This window comes from Bradyrhizobium acaciae, from assembly GCF_020889785.1.
Lineage (GTDB): Bacteria > Pseudomonadota > Alphaproteobacteria > Rhizobiales > Xanthobacteraceae > Bradyrhizobium > Bradyrhizobium acaciae.
The window spans coordinates 26,150-47,324 of record NZ_JACMYK010000049.1 but is presented as its reverse complement, the minus strand read 5'-3'; the positions used below and the strand labels follow the sequence as shown (position 1 = coordinate 47,324).

Genomic DNA, 21,175 nt, shown 5'->3' with positions numbered 1-21,175 from the left:
CCGCGCGCAACGCCGCACGCGCCGCGAGCCGCGCCGCCCCCGTCGAGGCGAGATCGCCCGAGACCACGACGGCGTGCCCCCTTGCGTATTTGTGGCCGTCGATCCGCGGCACCGGAAACGACCAGCGCCAGGCTTCCGGCGCATTCTCCGCGGTCAGCGGCTTGATCTCGTCGAGCACCTGCGCCTCGATGCCGATATCGGCGACGCGCACCCGGCCGCAATACATCCGGCCCGGCAGCAACAGATGCGCGGGTTTCTTGCGGAAGAAGGTGACGGTTTCGGTTGCCTGCACCGCCGCCCCCATGACAGCGCCCGTGGTGCCGTTGATGCCGCTCGGCAGATCGACCGCCAGCACCGGCGTACCGCTGGCATTGATCGCCGCGATCATCTCCAACGGGTCCCCCTTGACCGGGCGGTTGAGCCCGGCGCCGAACAGCGCGTCGATGATCAGCGCCGGCCTGCCGAGCGCCTGCGGGTTGAACGGCAGCACCGGATACTTCCAGCCCTTCGCCGCCAGCGCCGCGTCGCCCTGCAGGCTGTCGCGCTCGCAGAGCAGGATCACCGAGACCTCCCGTCCGCGCGCGGCGAGCTCGGCGGCGGCGACAAAACCGTCGCCGCCATTATTGCCCCGGCCGGCGACCACGACGATCGGCCCCTCCTCGACCAGGTCCATCGCGGCTTCGGCGACGGCCTGGCCGGCGCTCATCATCAGCGCGAAGCCCGGCGTTCCGGCAGCGATGGTTAGCCGGTCGGCGCGCTCCATCTCGGTGGTGGTCAGAACGTCCATGCCGAATCCTCAATCGCTTCGCCTTTTCGAGAGGCAATTCCTGTGACGTTCGCGGGGCTTCTCATGACCGACTGCATATAGATTGATCTATTTGCCTATTTGTTGAGCTTGGATATCATAGCCCATCTGGTTCGATATCCGCCGACTGCCTGTTAAAAGGCTGATAACATTCCGAAATCGGGGACCTTAACAACTTGGCATAGACCCTGCTTTTGAGGAAGCCGCGTACAAGGGTCGCTTCATGCGACCATTGCGCGTGTTTCCGGCCACAAGCCGGAAGGCTTAACACCAACCTGACTGCGCCCCACGCGCATCGAACTCGACCCTGCAATCTGCAATGCCCGGGAGGCGCTCAGTGAAGAAGATTGAAGCCATCATCAAGCCCTTCAAGCTCGACGAGGTGAAAGAAGCGCTCCAGGAAGTCGGACTGCAAGGTATCACCGTCACCGAGGCCAAGGGATTTGGCCGCCAGAAGGGCCACGCCGAACTGTATCGCGGCGCGGAATACATCGTCGACTTCCTGCCCAAGGTGAAGATCGAGATCGTGATCGGCGACGACCTGGTCGAGAAGGCAATCGACGCAATCCGCCGCGCGGCCCAGACCGGGCGGATCGGCGACGGCAAGATCTTCGTCTCCAACATCGAGGAAGCGATCCGCATCCGGACCGGCGAATCCGGGCTGGACGCTATTTAAGGGCGGTGCTATCCGGAATTTCTGACGGCAAAAGAGAAAAAAGGCTGCTTCGGCAGCCTGATTTCGTTTGTGCAGTCACACGAACTCGCCAAAAGCGGGAATAATGTCGCTCTCCGCTGGAAACCGACCCGCACATCCATAAGGGGTATTCATGAAGACCGCCAAAGACGTCCTGAAATCGATCAAGGACAACGACGTCAAATACGTCGACCTGCGCTTCACCGATCCGCGCGGCAAGTGGCAGCACGTCACCTTCGACGTCAGCATGATCGACGACGAGATCTTCGCCGAGGGGACGATGTTCGACGGTTCGTCGATCGCCGGCTGGAAGGCGATCAATGAATCCGACATGTGCCTGATGCCGGACCCGGTGACTGCGACGATCGACCCGTTCTTCGCCGAGACCACCATGGTCATCACCTGCGACGTGCTCGAGCCGACCACCGGCGAGCCCTACAACCGCGATCCCCGCGGCATCGCCAAGAAGGCCGAGGCCATGGTGAAGTCGATGGGCGTGGGCGACACCGTCTTCGTCGGCCCGGAGGCCGAGTTCTTCGTGTTCGACGACGTGCGCTATTCGGCCGAGCCCTACAACACCGGCTTCCGTCTCGACTCCTCCGAGCTGCCGATCAACTCGGCCACCGAATATGAGGGTGGCAACCTCGGTCACCGCATCCGCACCAAGGCCGGCTACTTCCCGGTGCCGCCGCAGGACTCGGTGCAGGACATGCGCTCCGAGATGCTCGGCGCGATGGCCAAGATGGGCGTCAAGGTCGAAAAGCACCACCATGAAGTCGCTTCGGCCCAGCACGAGCTCGGCATGAAGTTCGACACGCTGACGCTGATGGCCGACCAGATGCAGGTCTACAAGTACTGCATCCACCAGGTCGCGCACATCTACGGCAAGACCGCCACCTTCATGCCGAAGCCGGTCTATGGCGACAACGGTTCGGGCATGCACGTGCATCAGTCGATCTGGAAGGACGGCAAGCCGACCTTCGCCGGCAACAAGTATGCCGACCTGTCGGAGACCTGCCTGCACTACATCGGCGGCATCATCAAGCACGCCAAGGCGATCAACGCCTTCACCAACCCGTCGACCAACTCCTACAAGCGTCTGGTCCCGGGCTATGAAGCCCCGGTGCTGCTCGCCTACTCCGCGCGCAACCGCTCGGCCTCCTGCCGCATCCCCTACACCGCGAACCCGAAGGCCAAGCGCGTCGAGGTGCGTTTCCCCGACCCGATGGCCAATCCCTATCTCGGCTTCGCTGCGATGCTGATGGCCGGCCTCGACGGCATCAAGAACAAGATCGATCCGGGTCCGGCGATGGACAAGGACCTCTACGATCTGCCGAAGGAAGAGCTGAAGCAGATCCCGACGGTCTGCGGCTCGCTCCGTGAAGCGCTCGAGAGCCTCGACAAGGATCGCGCGTTCCTCAAGAACGGCGGCGTGTTCGACGACGACTTCATCGACGCCTATATCGAGCTGAAGATGACCGAGGTCGCCCGTTTCGAAATGACCCCGCACCCGGTCGAGTTCGAGATGTACTACTCGCTGTAAGCTTTACGGCACCTCACGAATGCAAAAGGCGCTTCCGATGGAGGCGCCTTTTGTTTTTGCGATATCGCTATTGCGCGCGATCAGTAGGATGGGTGGAGCGAAGCGATACCCACCCCACCACTGCGAAGCCATCACCTTTGGTATCAGCACATGACCGGAATCACTGTCCGATCCGCCGCAGAACGCGAACTACCCGAGGTGCTAAAGCTTTACCGACACCTTCATCCACACGATCCCCAACTGGACACAGCTACTGCCGAACGTGTCTGGTCGGAGTTGCTTGCATCCAGCTTCATGACCGTGGTCGTGGCGCAAGCAGCAGAATTGCTCGTCTCTTCGTGCACGCTTGCGATCGTGCCGAACCTGTCCCGAGGCGGCCGATCATATGGGGTAATTGAGAACGTAGTCACTCACGCCGACTACCGTCGGCAGGGGCTCGGCCGACGGGTTCTTTCTCATGCGCTCGATATTGCCTGGCAGGCCTATTGCTACAAGGTTCTGCTGGCAACGGGATCGAAACGGGAAACCACCCTCCGATTCTATGAGGAAGCGGGCTTTCAGCGTGGGGGCAAGACCTACTTCGAAATACGCCGTCCTTAGCTACCGTCGTGAACAGATCGTGATGCGTGCAAAAGGCGCTTCCACCGGAGGCGCCCTTTGTCCTTGTCCGCCGATTACACCTTGGCCTTGGCGATCCGCCGCCCGCCTGAATCGAGCGCACCGAAATTGCCCGCGATCATGTCCGGCGTCGGGATCATGCCGCCGAGCGACCAGCTCGCCGGCTCGCCTTCCTCGATCTTGACCCAGACGTTGCGGCGGAAATCGGGGTTACCCTGGCCCTCGATCTCGACCATGAGATCGGTGACGCGCTCCAGCATCGCGCGCTTCTGCGCGACATCGAAGATGCCGCGGACCGTGGAAATGGTGACGTAAGGCATGGTCTCTCTCCATTAGCTGAGGTTGTGACAACGCAGCGAAGATGGACCGGCATGGCCCGATCAGGCAGTGGCCGATCGGACAGAGATCGGGCAATATCTGCCACGGCCCGATGGCCCAGATCGGGTAGGATGACGGCAAATCCGGAGGTCCCATGAAACTTGCGATCGTCGCGCTGGAAGGCTGCATGCAATCGGCGGTCGCCGGCATCGCCGACATCCTCACACTCGCCAACCATGTGATGCAGCTGCGCGGCAGCAAGGCGCGCTTCAGCTGGCAAACGCTCTCGCTCGACGGCAAGACGGTTCGCGCGGGCGGCGGAAAGCTGCTCGCCGTCGACGGCGCTTTCGGCAAGCGGACGGCATGCGACGCGATCATCGTGCCCGGCAGCCTGGTCGACCATCTGACCGCCGAACGCCTGCAATCGCAATACGACCGTGTCGGGGCCTGGCTGCGCCAGCAGCACGCCGGCGGCCGGTTGATCGGCGCCTTCTGCAGCGGCGTGCTGCTGCTCGCCAATGCCGGGCTGCTCGACGGCCGCCGCGCCACGATCACCTGGTGGCTGCAGAGCGAACTGCGACGCCGCCATCCCAGGATCGATCTCGCCAGTGATGCCGTCATCACGCAGGCCGATCGCCTGGTCTGCGCCGCCGGTCCGATGTCGTGGGTCGATCTGCTGCTGCGGCTGATCGAGCTTGTCGAGGGCCCGGAAGTCGCAAAAGTCTGCGCCGACTATGCGGTGATCGACACCGCACAGCGCACGCAGGCGATCTTCATGCCGCTCGGCTACATGCTCGGACAGGACCCGCTGCTGATCAAGGCGGACATGCTGGTGCGCCGCACCGGCAAGGCACCGATCACGGTGCGCAGCCTCGCGCATGCGCTGGGCCTGAGCGAGCGCACGCTGAACCGCCGCTTCCGCGAATTGACCCACGAGCCGCCGCAGGCCTTCATCATGCGCCGCCGCGTCGAACACGCCCGCACGCTATTGGAGACCACGGCGCAACCGATCAAGGCGATCGCCCGCGCCACCGGTTACGAGGACGAGAGCAGCTTCCGGAAAGCCTTCCGCAAGCTCACGCTGCTGTCGCCGCAGGCCTATCGCGCACAGCGATCGATGCGTGCGGCTTAGCCGCAGCGGTTCCCGGAAGACTACGGTCAGCAAGACTGACAAACCGCGCGATGCGAAGCGGCACGCAAAGTGCGGCGTTCGGGATCGACAATGCCCGGGGCCGGGTGTTCACTCGCACCAAGGACCCGAAAGCGGCCTCGACAAAAACAGACACCTTCATTTTTGCATTTTGGGAGAAACGAGATGTCCTTCGTCGCTCGACGAATGGCGGCGCTTTCGACCGCCATCATTATTCTCGCCACCTTTGCTGGCGGCGCATTTGCCCAGAAGAAATACGACACCGGCGCAACCGATACTGAAATCAAGGTCGGCAACATCATGCCCTACAGCGGGCCGGGATCCGCCTTTGGCACCAACGGCCGGTCCCAGGCGGCTTACTTCCGCAAGATCAACGCCGAGGGCGGGATCAACGGGCGCAAGATCAATTTCATCTCCTACGACGACAGCTATAGTCCGCCGAAAGCGGTCGAGCAGGCGCGCAAGCTGGTCGAAGGCGATGAGGTCTTGCTGATCTTCGCCGCCCTCGGCACGGCCTCAAACAGCGCCATTCAGAAGTACATGAACGCGAAGAAGGTGCCGCAGCTGTTCATCCAGACCGGCGCGACCAAATGGAACGATCCGCAGAACTTCCCGTGGACCATGGGCTGGCAACCCAGCTACCAGAGCGAGGGACGAATCTACGCCAAGCACATCCTGAAGGAAAAGCCGGCCGGCAGGATCGCCGTGCTCTACCAGAACGACGATTATGGAAAGGACTATCTCAAGGGCCTCAAGGACGGCCTCGGCGACAAGGCGGCATCGATGATCGTGACCGAGGATGCCTACGAGATAGCCGAGCCGACCATCGACACGCACATCGTCAAGATGAAGTCGCTGAATGCCGATGTGTTCGTCGACATTGCCTCGCCGAAATTCGCCGCGCAGGCCATCAAGAAGGCGGCCGAGATCGGCTGGAAGCCGTTACACATCCTCAATTCGGTCGGCTCCTCGATCGGCGCCGTGATCCAACCGGCCGGATTCGAGAACGCGCAAGGCATCATTTCGGTGGCTTACCAAATGGATCCGCTCGATCCGCAATGGAAGGACGACCCCGGCATGAAGGCGTTCGACGAATATCTCGCCAAATACTTCCCCGAAGGCAACCGGGCCGATAGTCTGGTGATGACGGGCTACAACGCCGCGCAGACGCTGGTTCAGGTGCTCAAGCAGTGCGGCGACGATCTCACGCGCGCGAACGTGATGAAGCAGGCCGCGAACCTAAAGGCCTTCCGCACCAACAACCTGCTGCCCGGAATCACGATGAACACCAGCCCGATCGATTACGCGCCGATCAAGCAGATGCAGCTCAGACGATTGAAGGGCGAGAGATGGGAGTTGTTCGGGCCCATGCTCAGCGCAGAAGTGGGCGGTTAGCCGACCATCGCACCCATATGCAACAGGCTCGCGGGCCTGGAGCACCTGCACGATTTCGGAATATTGGAAATTTATCCCTGATTTGCCCGACGTGTCAAGCTGCCGGTCGGATGGCGGCGGCCCCCGCGCCTTTGCATGGGGTTGTTTTCGATATTTTGGTCCGCGCAGCTACGGCGAACAGTGCGGCGCTGGTTTCTACACCGTCCTGTCCGGGCAAAGCCGTCCGGGGGACGGCGTCGCTTCCGTTCGCCTATCCCCGGCCATCCACGTCTTTCTTTGCATGGAAACGAAGACGTGGATGGCCGGCAGCCGGCTACGCCGGGCTTTGCTGTCAGCCCCGCCGAAGCTTGGCGAAAGCGGGCACAAGGCCGGGCATGACGAGTTTGTGGGGGAGCGAGCGCATATGCGATTTGCCCTGCCGTCACACTCGAAACAGCTTCGCGTACCTTGCCTTGATCTCCTCGCTCTGCGCCTGCACCTGGGCCGGGTCGGCCTTCAGCATCTTCAATTTATCAAGCGGCACGTGCCCGGCTTTCTCCTTCACCTTGGCGTGGAACGAGCGGTGCGCGAACTCGTCGGCCAGCATCTGCTGGGTCTCGGCGCTGAAGAAGTAGCTCTGGAACAGCCGTGCCGCATTCGGGTTCGGCGCGCTCTTGAAGATGCCGCTCGGCACGATGATCAGCGGCGCGCCTTCGGCCGGGTAAACGACCTCGACCGGCTTGCCCTGATCCTTGGCCAGCACGAGGTTGTAATCATTGCCGTCGGCCATGACGGCACGCTCGCCGAGCAGGATCTTCTTCGGCGGATCGGCTGCCGACTGCACCTGCATCACCCGCTGCTGCGAAAGCTTTTCCAGATACGGCCAGCCAAGATCGCGCGCCAGCACGAAGGTCGCGGTCATGATCGCGCCGGAGTAGCTCGGATGGCCCTTGACGATCTTGCCGCGCCATTTCGGATCGAGCAGATCGGCGTAGCTCTTCGGCGCCTCCTCGCGCTTCACCTGCTCGGTGTTGTAGCCGATCACCTCGAACCAGGCGCAGGATGTCGCGGACGTGCCGTCGGGATCGATCTGGTCGGCCGGAAAGTGCTTGGCGACCTCTTCCGGCATATAGGCCGTGAGCCAGTCGTTCTTCTTCCAGTCGAGATAATGCGCGGGATCGGTCGAATTGGCGACGTCGACGGCATGGATGCCGCTGCCCTGCTCCTGTGCGATACGCTGGAATATCCGCTCGGCGCCGGAGCGTTCGACGCGCACGCTGATCCCTGGATATTTCTGCTCGAAATCGCGCGCCAGACGCTCGGCCGTGTTCAGCTCCAGCGCACTGTAGAACGAGATCCTGCCTTCCTTCTTCGCCGCAGCGATCAGTTCCGGCGTCACGGCCTCAGCCGGCGGCGCCGCCGCCCTTGAGGGTTCGGCGAATACCATGCCGACGGCGGTCGCTGCCGTCACCTTGAGCCAGTCGCGCCTCGACCATTTGCGGTCCTGCATTCCACGCTCCCCGAATCGGGCCGTTGACCGGCCGCGCCGTTGTTGTGTGCCGACAATAGATCACGATCGGTGGAAAGTGTGCAGCGGTTTCCTCTGGCGCAGCACCCGCATCCAATTGTCGAAGGCGATCTTGCCGTGGTCCTGCACCGCGCCGCTCTTCTTCGCCTAACATTCGCGGCTCAGCGTAGCGCGCAGTGTGGGCCGAACGCTACGTCTTGTCCGGCGGATTCTCGCGCAGGAAGCGTTCGAGGTCAGGCTGCACAGAGTATGGCTGCGGAACTGGATCGCCTTGGAAGTCGATTTGAAGATCGAGGCAGCGCCGCAGCATCCGCGCCAGTTCGCTGCGCCGATACGGCTTGGTCAAGAGCGGGATGCCGTGGCCGCTGCGCCCCTGTTGTGCCGGCAGCGCGCCGTCGCTGTAGCCCGAGGTGAACAGCACCCGCAGCGCCGGCCGCCCGGCCATCAGCGTGTCGGCCAATTGCCGGCCGTTCATGCTGCCGGGCATCACGATGTCGGTGAACAGCAGATCGAACGCGGTGCCGCGGTTGACGATCTCGAGCGCGGCGTCCGCATTCGCCGCCACCAGCACCTGATAACCGAGGCTTTCGAGCTGCTCGGTGACGTAAGCACGGATCGTGGGATCGTCCTCGACGCACAGGACGGTCTCGTTGCCGCCCCTGACCGGCTGATCGTCCTCCTCCGCCGGCCGCTGCGCGGTGCCGTCGGCCTTGGGCAGGTAGATCCTGAAGATCGCGCCACTTCCCGGCTCGCTCTTGACCTCGATCCCGCCGCCGCTCTGCTTGACGAAGCCGAACACCATGCTGAGCCCGAGCCCGGTGCCCTGCCCGACCTCCTTGGTGGAGAAGAACGGATCGAAGATCTTCTCCAGATGCGACGGCGAGATCCCGGTGCCGGTGTCGCTCACCTCGATCACGAGATGGTCGCCGGCGCGCTCGACGCCGCGCGCCACGGCATCGGGAACGCCGAGCTGGACGTTGCGGGTCGCAAAGGTCAGCGTGCCGCCCTCAGGCATGGCATCGCGCGCATTGATGGCGAGATTGACCAGTGCCGCACCGAGCTGGCTGCGGTCGACAAAGGCAAGCCAGGCGCCGCGGCCAAGCTCGGTCCTGATCTCGGTCTGCGAGCCCAGCGTCTGCGACAACAGCCGCACCACCTCGCCGATCAGGTCGTTGACGTCGGTTTCGGCGGGTTGCAACGGCTGCTTGCGCGCAAATGCCAAAAGGCTTGACGTCAGCTGTGCGCCGCGATCGGCGGCATCGCTGATCAGCTTGGCGATGGCAGAAAGCTGCGGATTATCCTTGACCCCATCGGCCAGGATCTCGACCGTGCCGGTGATCACGGTCAGCATGTTGTTGAAGTCGTGCGCGATGCCCCCGGTCAACCGCCCGAGGGATTCGGTTCGCTGCGCCTGGATCAACTGCTCCTCGGCGATCCGGCGCTGGGTGATGTCCCGCACGAAGGCATTGATGACGTAACCGCCGCCTCGCCTGAGCGCATTGAGCGACACCTCGACGAAGAACCGGTGGCCGTCGCGGTGCACGGATTCGGACTCGTACCGCATCCCCATGCCGCCGCCGGCGGTCTCGTTCAGGAATCGGGCGATCCGCAGCCGGTGCGCATCCCGGAGTTCCTCCGGAAACACCAGTTCGACCACCCGGCAGCCGATCGTCTCGGATCGCGTCCAGCCGGTCAGCGCCTCGGCCTGCGGACTCCAGTCGAGCACGATACCGTCCTGGTCGGTCTGGACGAAGGCGTCGAGCGCGGTCCTGATGATGGCCTGCGCCATCCGCTCGCTGTCGACCAGCGCCTGATGCGCCCGCCGCTGCGCCGTGACGTCGTGCAGCACGGCAACCGCCCCGCGCAGCTTGCCGGCATCGTCGCGCAGCGGCCTTGCGTTGGCGACGAGGCAAACCTCCGGATCCGGCGACAGAGGCCTTACGATCAGTTCGAAATCGTCGATGTCATCGCCGCGCAGCGCGCGCGCCACCGGCGTGTCCGAGATCGGCATCACGGTCGTGCCGTCGGGATAATAGTTCTGGAACGTGCGAAAGCCAGTCAGGGTGTCGAACCCAGGTTCGACGCTGTACAGCCGCCGCGCCGCGGCGTTGGCGATCACGACCACCCCGTGCTGGTCGACCACCACCACCGGATCGCGGATGCTCTCGATGGTCTTCTCCAGTAGGCTTTGCCTGCTGCCCAATTGTGCCGACAACTCGGCCAGCGTCGCCGCGAGCCGCGCGGCATCGGGATTGCCGTCAGGGCGGGTCGGCGCCGGCTCGCCACGAGACAGCGTCTCCGCCGCCCGTGTCATCTGGGCGAGCGGCTCGGACGTTGACCTCGCAATCCCCTCAGCACTCATCAATACCACCGCAACCACGCCGCCCGCGAGCAGGATGCCCGGCCAGGTGACGCCATGGATGAAGCCCAGCGCAAGCAGCAGCACGACGACCGGAAGCATGATTCCGACCGCCAGACGGCCCGACAAAATCATCCCGACCAACTCATCGCGAGCAGTTGCACCGGAAAATGGAAAAGGAAAACAGTGTCAGAAAAGGCGTCGGCGCCGGGGCAATATCGGGTGGCTTCCCCTTTGCTTAGCCGAGTCCGGCCTGCCAATCCGCCACTTTCGTGTCCGTATTAGTACGGAGGAAGGCCGCAGGCATGTGCCACTGCCGAATCAGCCGGTTCCAGTGACGGGCCGGACCGGGTCGGTTGAGGGATATTCGCGTGATCGTCCGCGCCCCGCTCAGGCTCCGCAAGGCCGTTTCACCGACCTGCGGGAGGCCGCGCCGTATACGCGATCTGGTGCGAACAGCTTAGCCGCGAAGGCTGCGGCTGCCGGAGAGAACCGCCGCCGGCTTGGCGAGGCCCAGATGATCGCGGAAGGTTGGACCGGAATATTCGGTCCGGTAGAGGCCGCGCCGCTGCAATTCGGGCACCACCAGGCTGGTGAAGGCCTCGACCGATTCCGGCACGTAAGGCGGGAAGATATTGAAGCCGTCGGCCGCCCTTTCATCGAACCAGAGCTGGATGTGATCGGCGACCTCGTTCGGGTTGCCGACCACCACGGCGCCGGTGCTGATATGTCCGAAGATGAGATCGCGATAGGTCAGACGGTTGGGACCTTTGACGTCGCGGCGGGTGAGCCGCTTAACATCGGCAAACAGCCGCTGGCCGTTTTCGTTAGCCTCAGCCAGCACCACGGGATCGACCGGAGCATCCCGGTCCTGACCGGAGACGTCGACGCCGATCGCAGCCGACACCGCGGTGAGATTGCGGCGCTTGCCCATTCTGCCCAGCGAACCATAGCGGCTCGCCTCGCCGCCATCGCCCTCGGGCTCCAGCGCAATGAAGGAATTGAGATGGTCGAATATCTCAACCGCCTTCTCGGTCGTTTCCGCGACGACGGGGGTAAGCCCTGGCAGGATCGCGATGTCGGCATCGCGCCTGCCGTATTTGCGGGCCCTGGATTTGACGTCCGCATAGTAAGCCTTGGCGCTCTCGATCGTCGCCTGGCCGGCGAAGATGACATCGGCATCGCGCGCGCCGAGTTCGCGCGAACGGTCCGAGGTGCCGGCGTGCAAGATCACCGGGTGGCCCTGAGGCGGGCGCTTGACGTTCAGCGGTCCGGCGACGTCGAAATAGCGCCCCTTGTGGTGCAGCGGCGTAATCGCATCGCTATCCCAAAGTCCCCGCACCACAGCGACGAATTCATCCGCCCAATCATAGCGCCGCTCGGTGTCCCAATGGGACTGGCGCGAGAAATTGCCCGCTGCAATCTCGTCCGCGCCGGTCACCAGATTCCATGATGCGCGGCCTTGGCTCAGGTGATCGAGCGACGCGAACATGCGCGCGAGATTATAGGGATCATAATAGGTCGGATTGGCCGTGACGACGATGCCGATATGGCTGGTCGCTGCCGCCAGGCTCGCACCGGACACGAAGGGCTCGAGGCGCGACATCTGGGAGGGATTGGTGGTTTGCAGGCTTGGATCGCTCGCCAGCCGGTCGCCAAGAAAGAGAAAGTCGAACTTGGCCGCTTCCACAAGCTGGGTGACCCGCTGCAGGAACGCGATGTCGAAGGCGGCGCCTGCATGGGAGGACGGATAGCGCCAGCCGCTCGGGTGTGTGCCACCCGCCCAGAACATCAGGCCGAAATGGAGTTCTCGCTTGGACATGATGAAACGCTCGCAGGAGGTTCAGGCTGCCGTACTGGCTGGCTCTGGTGCCTTGTGTTCGAAGATATTCCCCGGCCGCGCCAGACCGAGCCTTTCGCGCAAAGTGGCCGATCGGTCGCCTGATCGCAGCCGCTGCCGCCGCACCAACTCCGGAATGACATCCCGGGAAAAGGCATCGGGGCTGCTGCGCACGACCCCAGGCGCCACTACCAGACCATCCAGCGTCACGGCATTCGCCAGGGCCTCGATCTGGTCAGCGATCTCCGTCGGAGTACCGGACACGTAGTGGGCGACGGGCGCTTTCGGTGCGCCTGCCGCATGGTCCGACCCAATCACGGAAACGATCTCCGCAAACAGCAGCACATGCTGCTCGTCGCGACGGGCGCCCCTCGCGGCGGCAAGTACATTGTCGCGCAAGGCCGCGATATCGCCTGCAGTCTCTGCCGCCAGAATGGCGATATCGGCGTGTCGCCCCGCGAACTCCGCCGATCGCTTGTCCGCCACGCGATGCGCAACGACGACCTGGCCCTGCGGCGGTCGGGCAACGTTCAGGGGCCCCTTGACCGAGAAGGCAGCGCCGACGTGATCGATGGGATGGATTTTGCTGCCATCGACGAACACGCCGCTTTGCTTGTCGCGAATGAAGGCACCGTCCTCCCAGCTATCCCATAGCCGGCGCGCAATATCGAGGATTTCGCTGGCGCGCTCATAGTGGACGTCAGGCGCAACAGCCGTCTGCCCGTAGTTGGCGCCGGCGGGATCGACCACGCCGGTCGAGACCAGCCAGCCGGCGCGCCCATGCGTGACATGGTCGAGCGAGGCGGCGAGCCGCGTCACATTGTAGGGCTCGACATGGCTTGTGTTGGCCGCAGCGATCAGACCGATGTGGCGCGTCCTGGTCGCGAGGAAGGACGCCGTCGTGAACGCTTCACTGCGCGCTGGCTCCGCACGGCCGACGCTGTCGTCGATCAGGAGGAAAGCAAAGCCGGCACCCTCCAGGTCCCGCGCGAGACCCGTCAGGTGGAGCGGGCTCAGGGGATCGAAGCTTTTGTCGTGCGTCTGGGACCCCGATTGCGGCGCATAGAGAAAGCCGAGGTGGAGCGGTTTGGCCATTTTGATCTCCGTTCTGTCAAGCCACGGTTGCTGTCGCAGCTGGCTCCAGCGCGCGCAGTGCCTCATAGATCCGGGCTTCGTGTTGCAGAAGCTCGATGTCGCCCCGCCGACGCGGTCGCGGCAGGTCGAGGGTGACGATCTCAGCGATCCGTCCGGGCCGCGGTGAGAGCAGGACAATACGATCGGCAAGGAACACGGCTTCGCCAACGTCGTGGGTCACGAAAACGATAGTCTTGCGGCGCTGCTGCCAGATCCGGATCAGGTCTTCCTGCAACTTGTTGCGCGTGACGTAATCGACCGCTCCGAAAGGCTCGTCCATCAGGATCACGTCGGGATCATTGACGAGTGCGCGCGCGATGCCGGCACGCTGCTTCATGCCGCCGGAGATCTGGTGCGGAAACTTGCCGCCAAAGCCGTCGAGCCCGACCAGGGATAGCTGCTCTTCGACCAATCGGCGGGCTTGGACCTTGTCCACCCCGCGCAATTCGAGCCCGAGGCCGACATTGGCCGCAACCGTTCGCCACGGGTAGAGCGAGGCATCCTGGAAGACGACACCGAGCTCTCCACCCGGACCGATGATCGGCCTGTCGCGAAACAGCACCGAGCCGCCGCTCGGCTGCTGCAGCCCGGCGAGAATTTCCAGAAGCGTACTCTTGCCGCAACCGCTCGGACCAAGCAGGACGATGAACTCGCCCTCCTCGACCGAGAAGCTGATGTTGCTCAGCGCACGCACCGGCGGCGCGCCAGGATAGATTTTATCGAGGGACCTGATGGTGAAGGCTGGCATACCCTTTGCGCTCCTGCTCACTCACTGCGTCTTGCGCCCGGGATAGACGAATGGCTTCACATAATCCTGGGGGATGAAGCGCTCATCGATGTATTTGGCGGCGTCGTAGAATTCCTTCTGGTTGCCGACATCGATCTCCAGCTGCTGCGTGTCGTGGATCGCCTTCGGATCGATCGCCGGATTGGCGTCCCAGACGTCGTCCTCCTGATAGATGGCGCGCTTCACCGCCTCCGGATTGATCTTCAAACGGGCCTGCAGCCAAGGCAGGTATTCGTCGTAATGCGCCTTGGCGTAAGTGTAGGATTTGAAGTAGGCCCGCAGGCCCCGCCGCAGCAGGTCAGGGTCCCGGGCGATCACCGCGTCGCCAGCGATCAGGACTCCCGTGTGATAGGTCGGAAGGTAGTCCCAGGCACGAGCAAGCGTGGTCGAGACCCCCTCAATCTCACCGAGAGCCGCGAACGGCTGATGGATGATGGTGGCGTCGACCTGGCTGGTTTCGAGCGCGCCGTAGGCTTTTTCGGTTGCGCCCGCGGCAAAAAGCGTCACGTCGCGGTCGGGATCGAGACCTTCGGCTCTCAGGAGGTAGCGAGCGACCGACGCCAGGTTGCCGCTTGTGTCGGGCCCAACGCCGATTGTCTTACCCTTCAGGTCCGCAAAGGACTTGATGCCCTTCCGGGCGATCAGAAAATAAGGCCCCTTCGAGCGGAAGGCGGCGGAGACGATCTTGATCGGCGCTCCCAAGGCCGCAGCGCGCAGATAGACGCTGGTCGGACCAAAGGCGAAGGTCACATCGCCGCGCGAGGTGGCCGTGACCGGATCTTGCGTCCCCACAAACTCAACGTTCAAACCTTCTTCGGCGAAGAACCCCTTCTCGACGCCGAACACGATGGGCTGCTGCGTATAGCTTGTCGTATCCTGAAGCTTGAGAGTCTTCTTTTCCTCTGTACCGGCCGCCGCGAAGATGCCGAGAGCGAGTGCGGTCAAAACAAGAAGACGAGCCGAAAGGCTTGGTGAGCGCATGATCGATCCCTCGAACGGAGCGGTGACGGGAAGACGCGAAACCGGGATCGGTCAGACGTATTTCCACTTGAGCAAGACACGCCGCTCGAGCAGATCCACCAGATAGATGATCAGCAATGCGATCGACGTAACGAGAATGACGAGGGCGAAGACACCGGCCGTGTCGTAGATGCCCGAGAGCTTGTTGAGGAGGTTGCCGACGCCGGCCTTGGAGGCGACGATCTCGGCGAACAGGGTTGCAAGCAGACAGGTCGCCGCCTCGATGCGGACCGCGGCCACGATCGATGGCGCGGCTGACGGCAGCACCACTTTCCAGATGATTTGCCGCTGCGTCGCTCCGAGCGCGCGTGCGACCTTGATATGATTGTCCTGTACCTGCTTGATGCCAGCGATCGTATTGAAGACGAACAGGAAGTAGCAAAACAGGAATATGATGAACACCTTGTGTTCGAAGCCGAGGCCCAGATAGAGCGTGAGAAGAGGAATGATGGTGACCTTCGGGATCGCCATGAACCAGATCAGGAACGGGTTGAGAAACCGATGCACCTTCGGGAACAGGCCCATGGCGATGCCCGTCGCAATGCCGAGGATCGCGCTCAGCGCCACGCCGACGCCGGCCTCGGCGAGCGTCACCGAAAGATGAAACAGCAAATTCTCCCTGGTGAAGAGCTGAGGGAAAGCAGCAAGAATCTGCGTCGGTGACGCCAGATAGATTCGTTTAACTGCGCCGCTGTCGACCGCCATCTGCACGGCGAGCAGGATCGCGGCGACCACCGCGATCTGAATGATGACGATCCACGGAAGTTTGGCGGTGAGCGAGCGCAGCGTTGTGCGGCTGTTCTTGCCTGTGGTCGTCTGAACATCAACAACGGATTCGATCGACTCGACTGACATGACCATGCCCTAATACGCTACGGGCGGTGATCACGCTTGCGACCGTACCCTTGCAGTGCAAGCAAACTAGACCATTTCGGCAGACAAGATATTCCATAGTTTGAGGCCACACGTGATGAGACATCTCGTAAAGGCCCGCGCGACAGTGAAGGATATGCAGATGAAATATGGAACGCTCGCGAACACCGGAATCCAGGTGTCGCGAATTGCCTTCGGGTGTTCAAGCTATGGATCGAAGGATTGGATGCCGTGGACGCTGAGCGAGGAGCAGGCGCAAGATCATTATCGTCGTGCCTTTGAGGTTGGCTTTACCTTCTTCGATACCGCCGATTCCTATTCGTCCGGCCTCAGCGAAGAGATTCTCGGGCGCGCCGTAAAGCGCTACGCCGCAGGACGGGATCAGGTCGTCATCGCAACCAAGGTATTTTTTGCGACGGGCACCAACGCCAATCAGAGAGGATTGTCGCGTAAGCATATCCGACACGCCATCGACGACAGCCTGCGTCGCCTCGGCACCGACTATGTCGACCTGTATCAGATCCACCGTCTCGATCCCCTTACGCCTTGCGAGGAGATCCTCGAGGGGCTCGATGCCGTGGTGCGTGCCGGCAAGGCACTGCACATCGGCGCATCGAGCATGCACGCGTTCCAGTTCGCCAAGCTGCAGGCGCTTGCACAAGCCAACGGTCTGACGAAATTCGTCACCATGCAGAACAAGTATAATCTTCTCTATCGCGAGGAGGAGCGAGAGATGATTCCTCTCTGTCTCGATCAGGGTGTCGGAGTCATTCCGTACAGCCCGCTTGCGCGGGGACTGCTCGCCGGCAGCCGCCGCGACAACACCGAGCGCTCACGCGTCGTGAAGGACTTCTCGCGTCCGGAAGACGACGCGGTGATCGATCGCGTATTCGCCGTGGCGCAGGCGCGCGGCTGCAAGCCCGCCCAGGTCGCGCTTGCCTGGTTGCTGCACAACCCAGCCGTGACGGCCCCCATCCTCGGCGCGACCAAGCTCCACCACATCGACGATGCCGTTGCCGCGCTCTCTATCCAGTTCACCGATCAGGAGCTCGATACCCTCGAAGAGGCCTACCGTCCGCAACAGGTTCAGCACGATCGCAATGAGCAATTGCAATCCGGGCAGACCGCGGCGGCCGACCTCAAGCGCCTGTTTCGCCGGTCTGCCGGCTTGCGATAAGGGACTGGCGGGACGGATAGAGCGAAGCGAAACCCTCGCGAGAATGCGAAAGTTATGACCCAACGTCCGCGCAACAAACTCAGTGTCGTCCCTGCGAAAGCAGGGACCCATAACCACCGGCAGCCATTGTTGAGCGACGCCGGATCGACGATCCCGTTTCACAACACGCGCCGCGGCGTATGGGTCCCTGCTTTCGCAGGGACGACAACGGCATTTGCCGCTCCCTACGCCGCCCGCCGCCGCTCGCGCAGCGCGTCGCCGAATGCCTCGAACAGCGCGCGGTTGATCGGATTGCGCTGCGGATCGTATTCGGCGTGCCACTGCACGCCGAGCGCAAAGCCGGGGGCATCGGCGATGCGGATCGCCTCGATGGTGCCGTCCTCGGCGACCCCCTCGATCACGACGCGCTTGCCGGGCTCGAGGATGCCCTGGCCGTGCAGCGAATTGACGCGAATGGTCTCGCGGCCGAGGATCTTGGCGAATGCACCACCGGGCGTCAGTGCGACGTCGTGCCGGTCGGCGAACACCACGGTCGGATCGGGATGGATTTCGCCGTTCTCGAGCCGCGGCATCCGGTGGTTCATGCGGCCGGGAATCTCGCGGATCTCCGGATGCAGCGAACCGCCGAAGGCGACGTTCATCTCCTGGAGGCCGCGGCAGATTCCAAAGATCGGCACCCCGCGCGCGACGCAGGCTTCCGACAACGCCAGCGCAACGTCGTCGCGGTGGATGTCGTAGGGCTCGTGAGCGGCGCAAGGCTCGATGTTGAAGCGCGTCGGATGGACGTTGGCGCGGGCCCCGGTCAGGACGACGCCGTCGACCACGTCGAGCAAGGCGCCAACCTCGGTGATTTCGGGGCTGCCGGCGAACATCAGGGGCACGGCCCCCGAGACCTCGGCAACCGCGCGCAGGTTGCGCTCTCCGACCATCTGGACCGTGAAACGATTTTCGATGCGATGGGCGTTTCCGATCACGCCGACCACGGGCCGTCTCATTATTGAAGTCTCGCGCAATGATTCTTCTAAGTTTGCGACGTCGCGGAGACGATCATGCCTTCGAGTTCCCGCCGGATCAACCGTCTATATCTGCACAGGGGGGCTTGCAGACCTGCACAGATTCGCCCCCGGGAAGCCCAGGTCCGGCCCGGCGCCCGGCGCCCGGCGGTCGTGCCGGATGCCACCGCCCGTCAGCGGCAAACCGGGACGGTCCGGGCAGCTTGATCCCGGCGGGATTTTCGCCAAAGACTGCTCCGGACATCGTCCGCGAAGGGGGAATCACCCGTGACAGATTCGGCTGACAATCGCCTGCAGGCCCGCAACGACCTGGCATGGGCGATCGCCGTCGGCGGCATCGGCGTTGTGCTGTTCGCCGCCCTGCTGCTGTTCGCCTGGCAGTTCGCCGCGACGCTGTTCCTGCTGTTCGCGGGCATGCTGCTCGGGGTCGGCCTCAATGCCATGACCACCCTGCTCGGCCGGCTGACCGGGCTGCCGCACGCGCTGCGGCTTGCGATCGTCTGCCTGGCGATGGCCGGCCTATTGTCCGGGATCGTGTTCCTCGGCGGCGCCACCATCGCGCAGCAGGCCACGGTGCTCAGCAACACGATCAAGTCGCAGCTCGGCAGCGTCAAGGAGTTCCTCGAGCAGCATGGCGTCGATACCAGCTATCTCGATTTCACCAATGCCGCCGGCGAGGCCAAGGGCGAAGGCACCGCGGTGGCGACGACGACAACGACCCCGGCGGCGGCGTCCCAGTCCCACGGCATCCCCGGCGCCGGCGCACTGGCCTCGAGCGGCGGCGCCATCATCAGCCAGACGCTGAAGGTGCTGCTCGGCACCGTCAGCGTGGTCGGCAACTTCTTCATCGTGCTGTTCCTCGGGCTCGCCTTCGCGGCTCAGCCCGGCATCTACCGCGCCGGGCTGTTGTTCATCGCGCCGGCAAAATACCGCGCTCAGGCGACCATCATCGTCGACCACATCGGCGAGACGCTGCAGCGCTGGCTGCTCGCCCAGATCATCACCATGGCGGCGGTGTTCCTGGTCACCTGGATCGGGCTTGCCATCATCGGCATTCCGAGTTCGTTCATCCTCGGCATCCAGGCCGGCCTGCTCGCCTTCATCCCGACGGTCGGCGCCATCCTCGGCGGGCTGATCGTGGTGCTGGCGAGCCTGGCAACCGGCTGGATCGCGGCGCTGTCGGCCTTCGTCCTGTTCCTCGGCGTGCACGCGCTGGAAAGCTACGTGCTGACCCCGATCATCCAGCGCCAGGCGCTCGACATCCCGCCGGCCACGCTGTTCGCGTTCCAGATCCTGCTCGGCGTCGTGTTCGGCGTCTGGGGTCTGGCGCTGGCGCTGCCGCTGATGGCAATCGCCAAGGTGATGATCGATCACTTCAAGGCAGAGGATCAGGCGCCGGCGCACGCTCCGTCGAGCGCGCCGCAACTCAGTTGAAGAGTAGGACGGTACCGATAACCATCAGCAACAGGCCGAGCAGCATCACGATCGGCCATCGGCTCTTCGGCGGCTCATACCGCCCCTGCGCGCGCCGCTCGGCGATCAGCGCGGTCTCGTATTCATCCGAGTCCGAGAACAGGCAGGCGAAGCCGCTGCGCGCGGAAACCGCGTCGGCTTCGAGTGACATCAGGGCTGATTGCGGATTGCGGGTGCGGATCGACTCCATGCCCGAAAGCATGGGATCGAATGGTTAACCGGTCGTTACCGCAGTCACACGCGGGCAGTCGCCGGCTTTTGCCGCGCCGATGCGGACAGGCCCGCGGTCTTGCGTCGCCAGTTCTCCAGCGAGAGCGGCAGCTCCTCAGCAGCCTCGACCCGGTTCCGGCCGCCGCGCTTGGCCTGGTAGAGCGCAGTGTCGGCCGAGGCCAGCAGCACCTCGAGCTCGGTCCCGGCGGGCCCACCGGCGACGCCGATGCTGACCGTGGTGTCGACCGCGCCGTCCTCGCAAGTGATGTTGCTGTTCTCGAACGCCTCACGCACCCGCTCGGCGACCAGCACGCCCTCCTCCAGCGAGCACGGCAGCAGTGCCGCGAATTCCTCGCCGCCGATCCGGCCCGACAGATCGCTGATCCTGAGACTGTTGACCACCACGGCGGAGAACAGTTTCAGGATCTCGTCACCCGCGGGATGGCCGAACCGGTCGTTGATCGACTTGAAATGATCGATGTCGAAGATCATCACGGTGACCGGCCGGCCGCCATTGGCCTCGCGTTCGATCACGCGCGCGCAGGCCTCGGAGAAGCCGCGGCGATTGAGCATGCCGCTTAAAGGATCGATCGACGCAGCGGTCTTGTGCACGGCCACGGCGCGGTCCGACACCATCATGAAGATCACGAACACCGTGCCGATCGCGTACAGAACGAGTTCGATCGAGAACAGCGTGACCCAGAAGGTGCTGATGAAATTCTGGCCGTTCAGTCGCAGCAGGTCGCCGACCAGGATCGGCAGCATCAGGACACAGCCATGAGCAACCGGGATGGCGATCGCAATCCAGCGCCGCTGCATCGCACGGCGGCGCTCGCTCCAGAGTTCAGAGGCGGTCAGCGCGGCATAGATCGCCACGATCCCGGCGCCGATGGTCAGCCGCATCGCCGGATCCGCCACCGTCGTCATGGCGCCGATCCACGCGACCGGGCCGAGCACGAGGCCCAGCAGGTTGGCCTTGCGGCCGTGGAAGATCCGCGAGGCATTCCAGACCATGCCGCAGGCGGCGAAGCCGATCGCATTGAGGCCCAGCAGGACCATGGGATCGAGCGTCGAGCTGCCGACCGTCCAGAGCGCGACCGAGACCGCGCCGAGCAGATAGGCCGTGCCCCACCATTTCAGCGCGGGGATATTCTCCTGCCTGCCGAACAACCAGAGCATGGCGCCGAGCATGCCCGCGACCATGGTGGCGAACAAATAAAGCGTCGATGGATCGAACGACATAGAGTCACCCCAGCCCG

19 protein-coding genes are annotated in these 21,175 nt (G+C 63.5%); 7 read left to right on the top strand and 12 right to left on the bottom strand.

Annotated elements, in window-relative coordinates; translation table 11 throughout:
• The coding region (locus H8A92_RS19880) for an NAD(P)H-hydrate epimerase (protein ID WP_229197329.1) at window positions 1–787 on the bottom strand (787 nt) is incomplete at its 3' end.
• Between the two features lie 355 nt (window positions 788–1,142).
• Between H8A92_RS19880 and H8A92_RS19875 the strand changes: the two genes are divergently transcribed.
• From H8A92_RS19875 to H8A92_RS19865, 3 genes are all read left to right on the top strand, one after another.
• Window positions 1,143–1,481, top strand: coding sequence for a P-II family nitrogen regulator (locus tag H8A92_RS19875; protein WP_011441447.1), 339 nt, complete (start codon window positions 1,143–1,145; stop codon window positions 1,479–1,481).
• A 151-nt stretch (window positions 1,482–1,632) separates the two neighbouring features.
• The gene (glnA, locus tag H8A92_RS19870) at window positions 1,633–3,042 is read left to right on the top strand and encodes a type I glutamate--ammonia ligase (protein WP_229197328.1); all 1,410 of its coding nucleotides are present in this window, start codon (window positions 1,633–1,635) and stop codon (window positions 3,040–3,042) included.
• 150 nt (window positions 3,043–3,192) lie between these two features.
• Complete coding sequence (locus tag H8A92_RS19865; protein ID WP_229197327.1) at window positions 3,193–3,642, top strand: GNAT family N-acetyltransferase; 450 nt, start codon at window positions 3,193–3,195, stop codon at window positions 3,640–3,642.
• Window positions 3,643–3,716: 74 nt separating this feature from the next.
• Here the strand turns inward: H8A92_RS19865 and H8A92_RS19860 are convergent, their stop codons facing one another.
• A complete protein-coding gene (locus H8A92_RS19860; RefSeq protein WP_163152514.1) occupies window positions 3,717–3,980 on the bottom strand; it encodes a tautomerase family protein in 264 nt (87 codons plus the stop codon).
• Between the two features lie 152 nt (window positions 3,981–4,132).
• On the opposite strand from H8A92_RS19860, the gene H8A92_RS19855 reads away from it, so the two are divergent.
• On the top strand, window positions 4,133–5,110 hold the full coding sequence (locus H8A92_RS19855) for a GlxA family transcriptional regulator (protein WP_229197326.1): 978 nt from the start codon (window positions 4,133–4,135) through the stop codon (window positions 5,108–5,110).
• A gap of 183 nt (window positions 5,111–5,293) precedes the next feature.
• Window positions 5,294–6,523, top strand: coding sequence for an ABC transporter substrate-binding protein (locus H8A92_RS19850; protein ID WP_229197325.1), 1,230 nt, complete (start codon window positions 5,294–5,296; stop codon window positions 6,521–6,523).
• A gap of 421 nt (window positions 6,524–6,944) precedes the next feature.
• Here the strand turns inward: H8A92_RS19850 and H8A92_RS19845 are convergent, their stop codons facing one another.
• The 7 genes from H8A92_RS19845 to H8A92_RS19815 form a co-directional block, all read right to left on the bottom strand.
• Entirely contained in the window at window positions 6,945–8,012 is a 1,068-nt protein-coding gene (locus H8A92_RS19845) for an ABC transporter substrate-binding protein (RefSeq protein WP_229197324.1), read from the bottom strand.
• Window positions 8,013–8,220: 208 nt separating this feature from the next.
• Window positions 8,221–10,491 carry a hybrid sensor histidine kinase/response regulator gene (locus H8A92_RS19840; protein ID WP_229197323.1) on the bottom strand — a complete coding sequence of 757 codons (2,271 nt, stop codon included), beginning with the start codon at window positions 10,489–10,491 and terminating at the stop codon, window positions 8,221–8,223.
• 358 nt (window positions 10,492–10,849) lie between these two features.
• Complete coding sequence (locus H8A92_RS19835) at window positions 10,850–12,211, bottom strand: LLM class flavin-dependent oxidoreductase (RefSeq protein ID WP_229197322.1); 1,362 nt, start codon at window positions 12,209–12,211, stop codon at window positions 10,850–10,852.
• Window positions 12,212–12,232: 21 nt separating this feature from the next.
• Entirely contained in the window at window positions 12,233–13,324 is a 1,092-nt protein-coding gene (locus tag H8A92_RS19830; RefSeq protein WP_229197321.1) for an LLM class flavin-dependent oxidoreductase, read from the bottom strand.
• A gap of 16 nt (window positions 13,325–13,340) precedes the next feature.
• Window positions 13,341–14,111 (bottom strand): ABC transporter ATP-binding protein, encoded by a 771-nt coding sequence (locus tag H8A92_RS19825; protein ID WP_229197320.1) that lies wholly within the window; start codon window positions 14,109–14,111, stop codon window positions 13,341–13,343.
• Between the two features lie 21 nt (window positions 14,112–14,132).
• Window positions 14,133–15,095 carry an ABC transporter substrate-binding protein gene (locus H8A92_RS19820; RefSeq protein WP_229197319.1) on the bottom strand — a complete coding sequence of 321 codons (963 nt, stop codon included), beginning with the start codon at window positions 15,093–15,095 and terminating at the stop codon, window positions 14,133–14,135.
• An 87-nt stretch (window positions 15,096–15,182) separates the two neighbouring features.
• The gene (locus H8A92_RS19815; protein ID WP_229197318.1) at window positions 15,183–16,025 is read right to left on the bottom strand and encodes an ABC transporter permease; all 843 of its coding nucleotides are present in this window, start codon (window positions 16,023–16,025) and stop codon (window positions 15,183–15,185) included.
• A gap of 115 nt (window positions 16,026–16,140) precedes the next feature.
• Here H8A92_RS19815 and H8A92_RS19810 point away from each other — a divergent pair, with 115 nt between their 5' ends.
• Window positions 16,141–17,220 (top strand): aldo/keto reductase, encoded by a 1,080-nt coding sequence (locus H8A92_RS19810; protein WP_338026567.1) that lies wholly within the window; start codon window positions 16,141–16,143, stop codon window positions 17,218–17,220.
• A gap of 224 nt (window positions 17,221–17,444) precedes the next feature.
• On the opposite strand, the gene H8A92_RS19805 is transcribed toward H8A92_RS19810, so the two are convergent.
• A complete protein-coding gene (locus H8A92_RS19805; protein WP_163152533.1) occupies window positions 17,445–18,215 on the bottom strand; it encodes a gamma-glutamyl-gamma-aminobutyrate hydrolase family protein in 771 nt (256 codons plus the stop codon).
• 285 nt (window positions 18,216–18,500) lie between these two features.
• Here H8A92_RS19805 and H8A92_RS19800 point away from each other — a divergent pair, with 285 nt between their 5' ends.
• Window positions 18,501–19,667, top strand: a complete 1,167-nt coding sequence (locus H8A92_RS19800) for an AI-2E family transporter (RefSeq protein WP_229197317.1) — start codon at window positions 18,501–18,503, stop codon at window positions 19,665–19,667.
• Here the strand turns inward: H8A92_RS19800 and H8A92_RS19795 are convergent.
• A complete protein-coding gene (locus H8A92_RS19795; RefSeq protein ID WP_229197316.1) occupies window positions 19,660–19,896 on the bottom strand; it encodes a hypothetical protein in 237 nt (78 codons plus the stop codon). The genes H8A92_RS19800 and H8A92_RS19795 overlap by 8 nt on opposite strands.
• A 44-nt stretch (window positions 19,897–19,940) precedes the next feature.
• Window positions 19,941–21,158 carry a GGDEF domain-containing protein gene (locus H8A92_RS19790; protein ID WP_229197315.1) on the bottom strand — a complete coding sequence of 406 codons (1,218 nt, stop codon included), beginning with the start codon at window positions 21,156–21,158 and terminating at the stop codon, window positions 19,941–19,943.
• Window positions 21,159–21,175 lie beyond the last annotated feature (17 nt).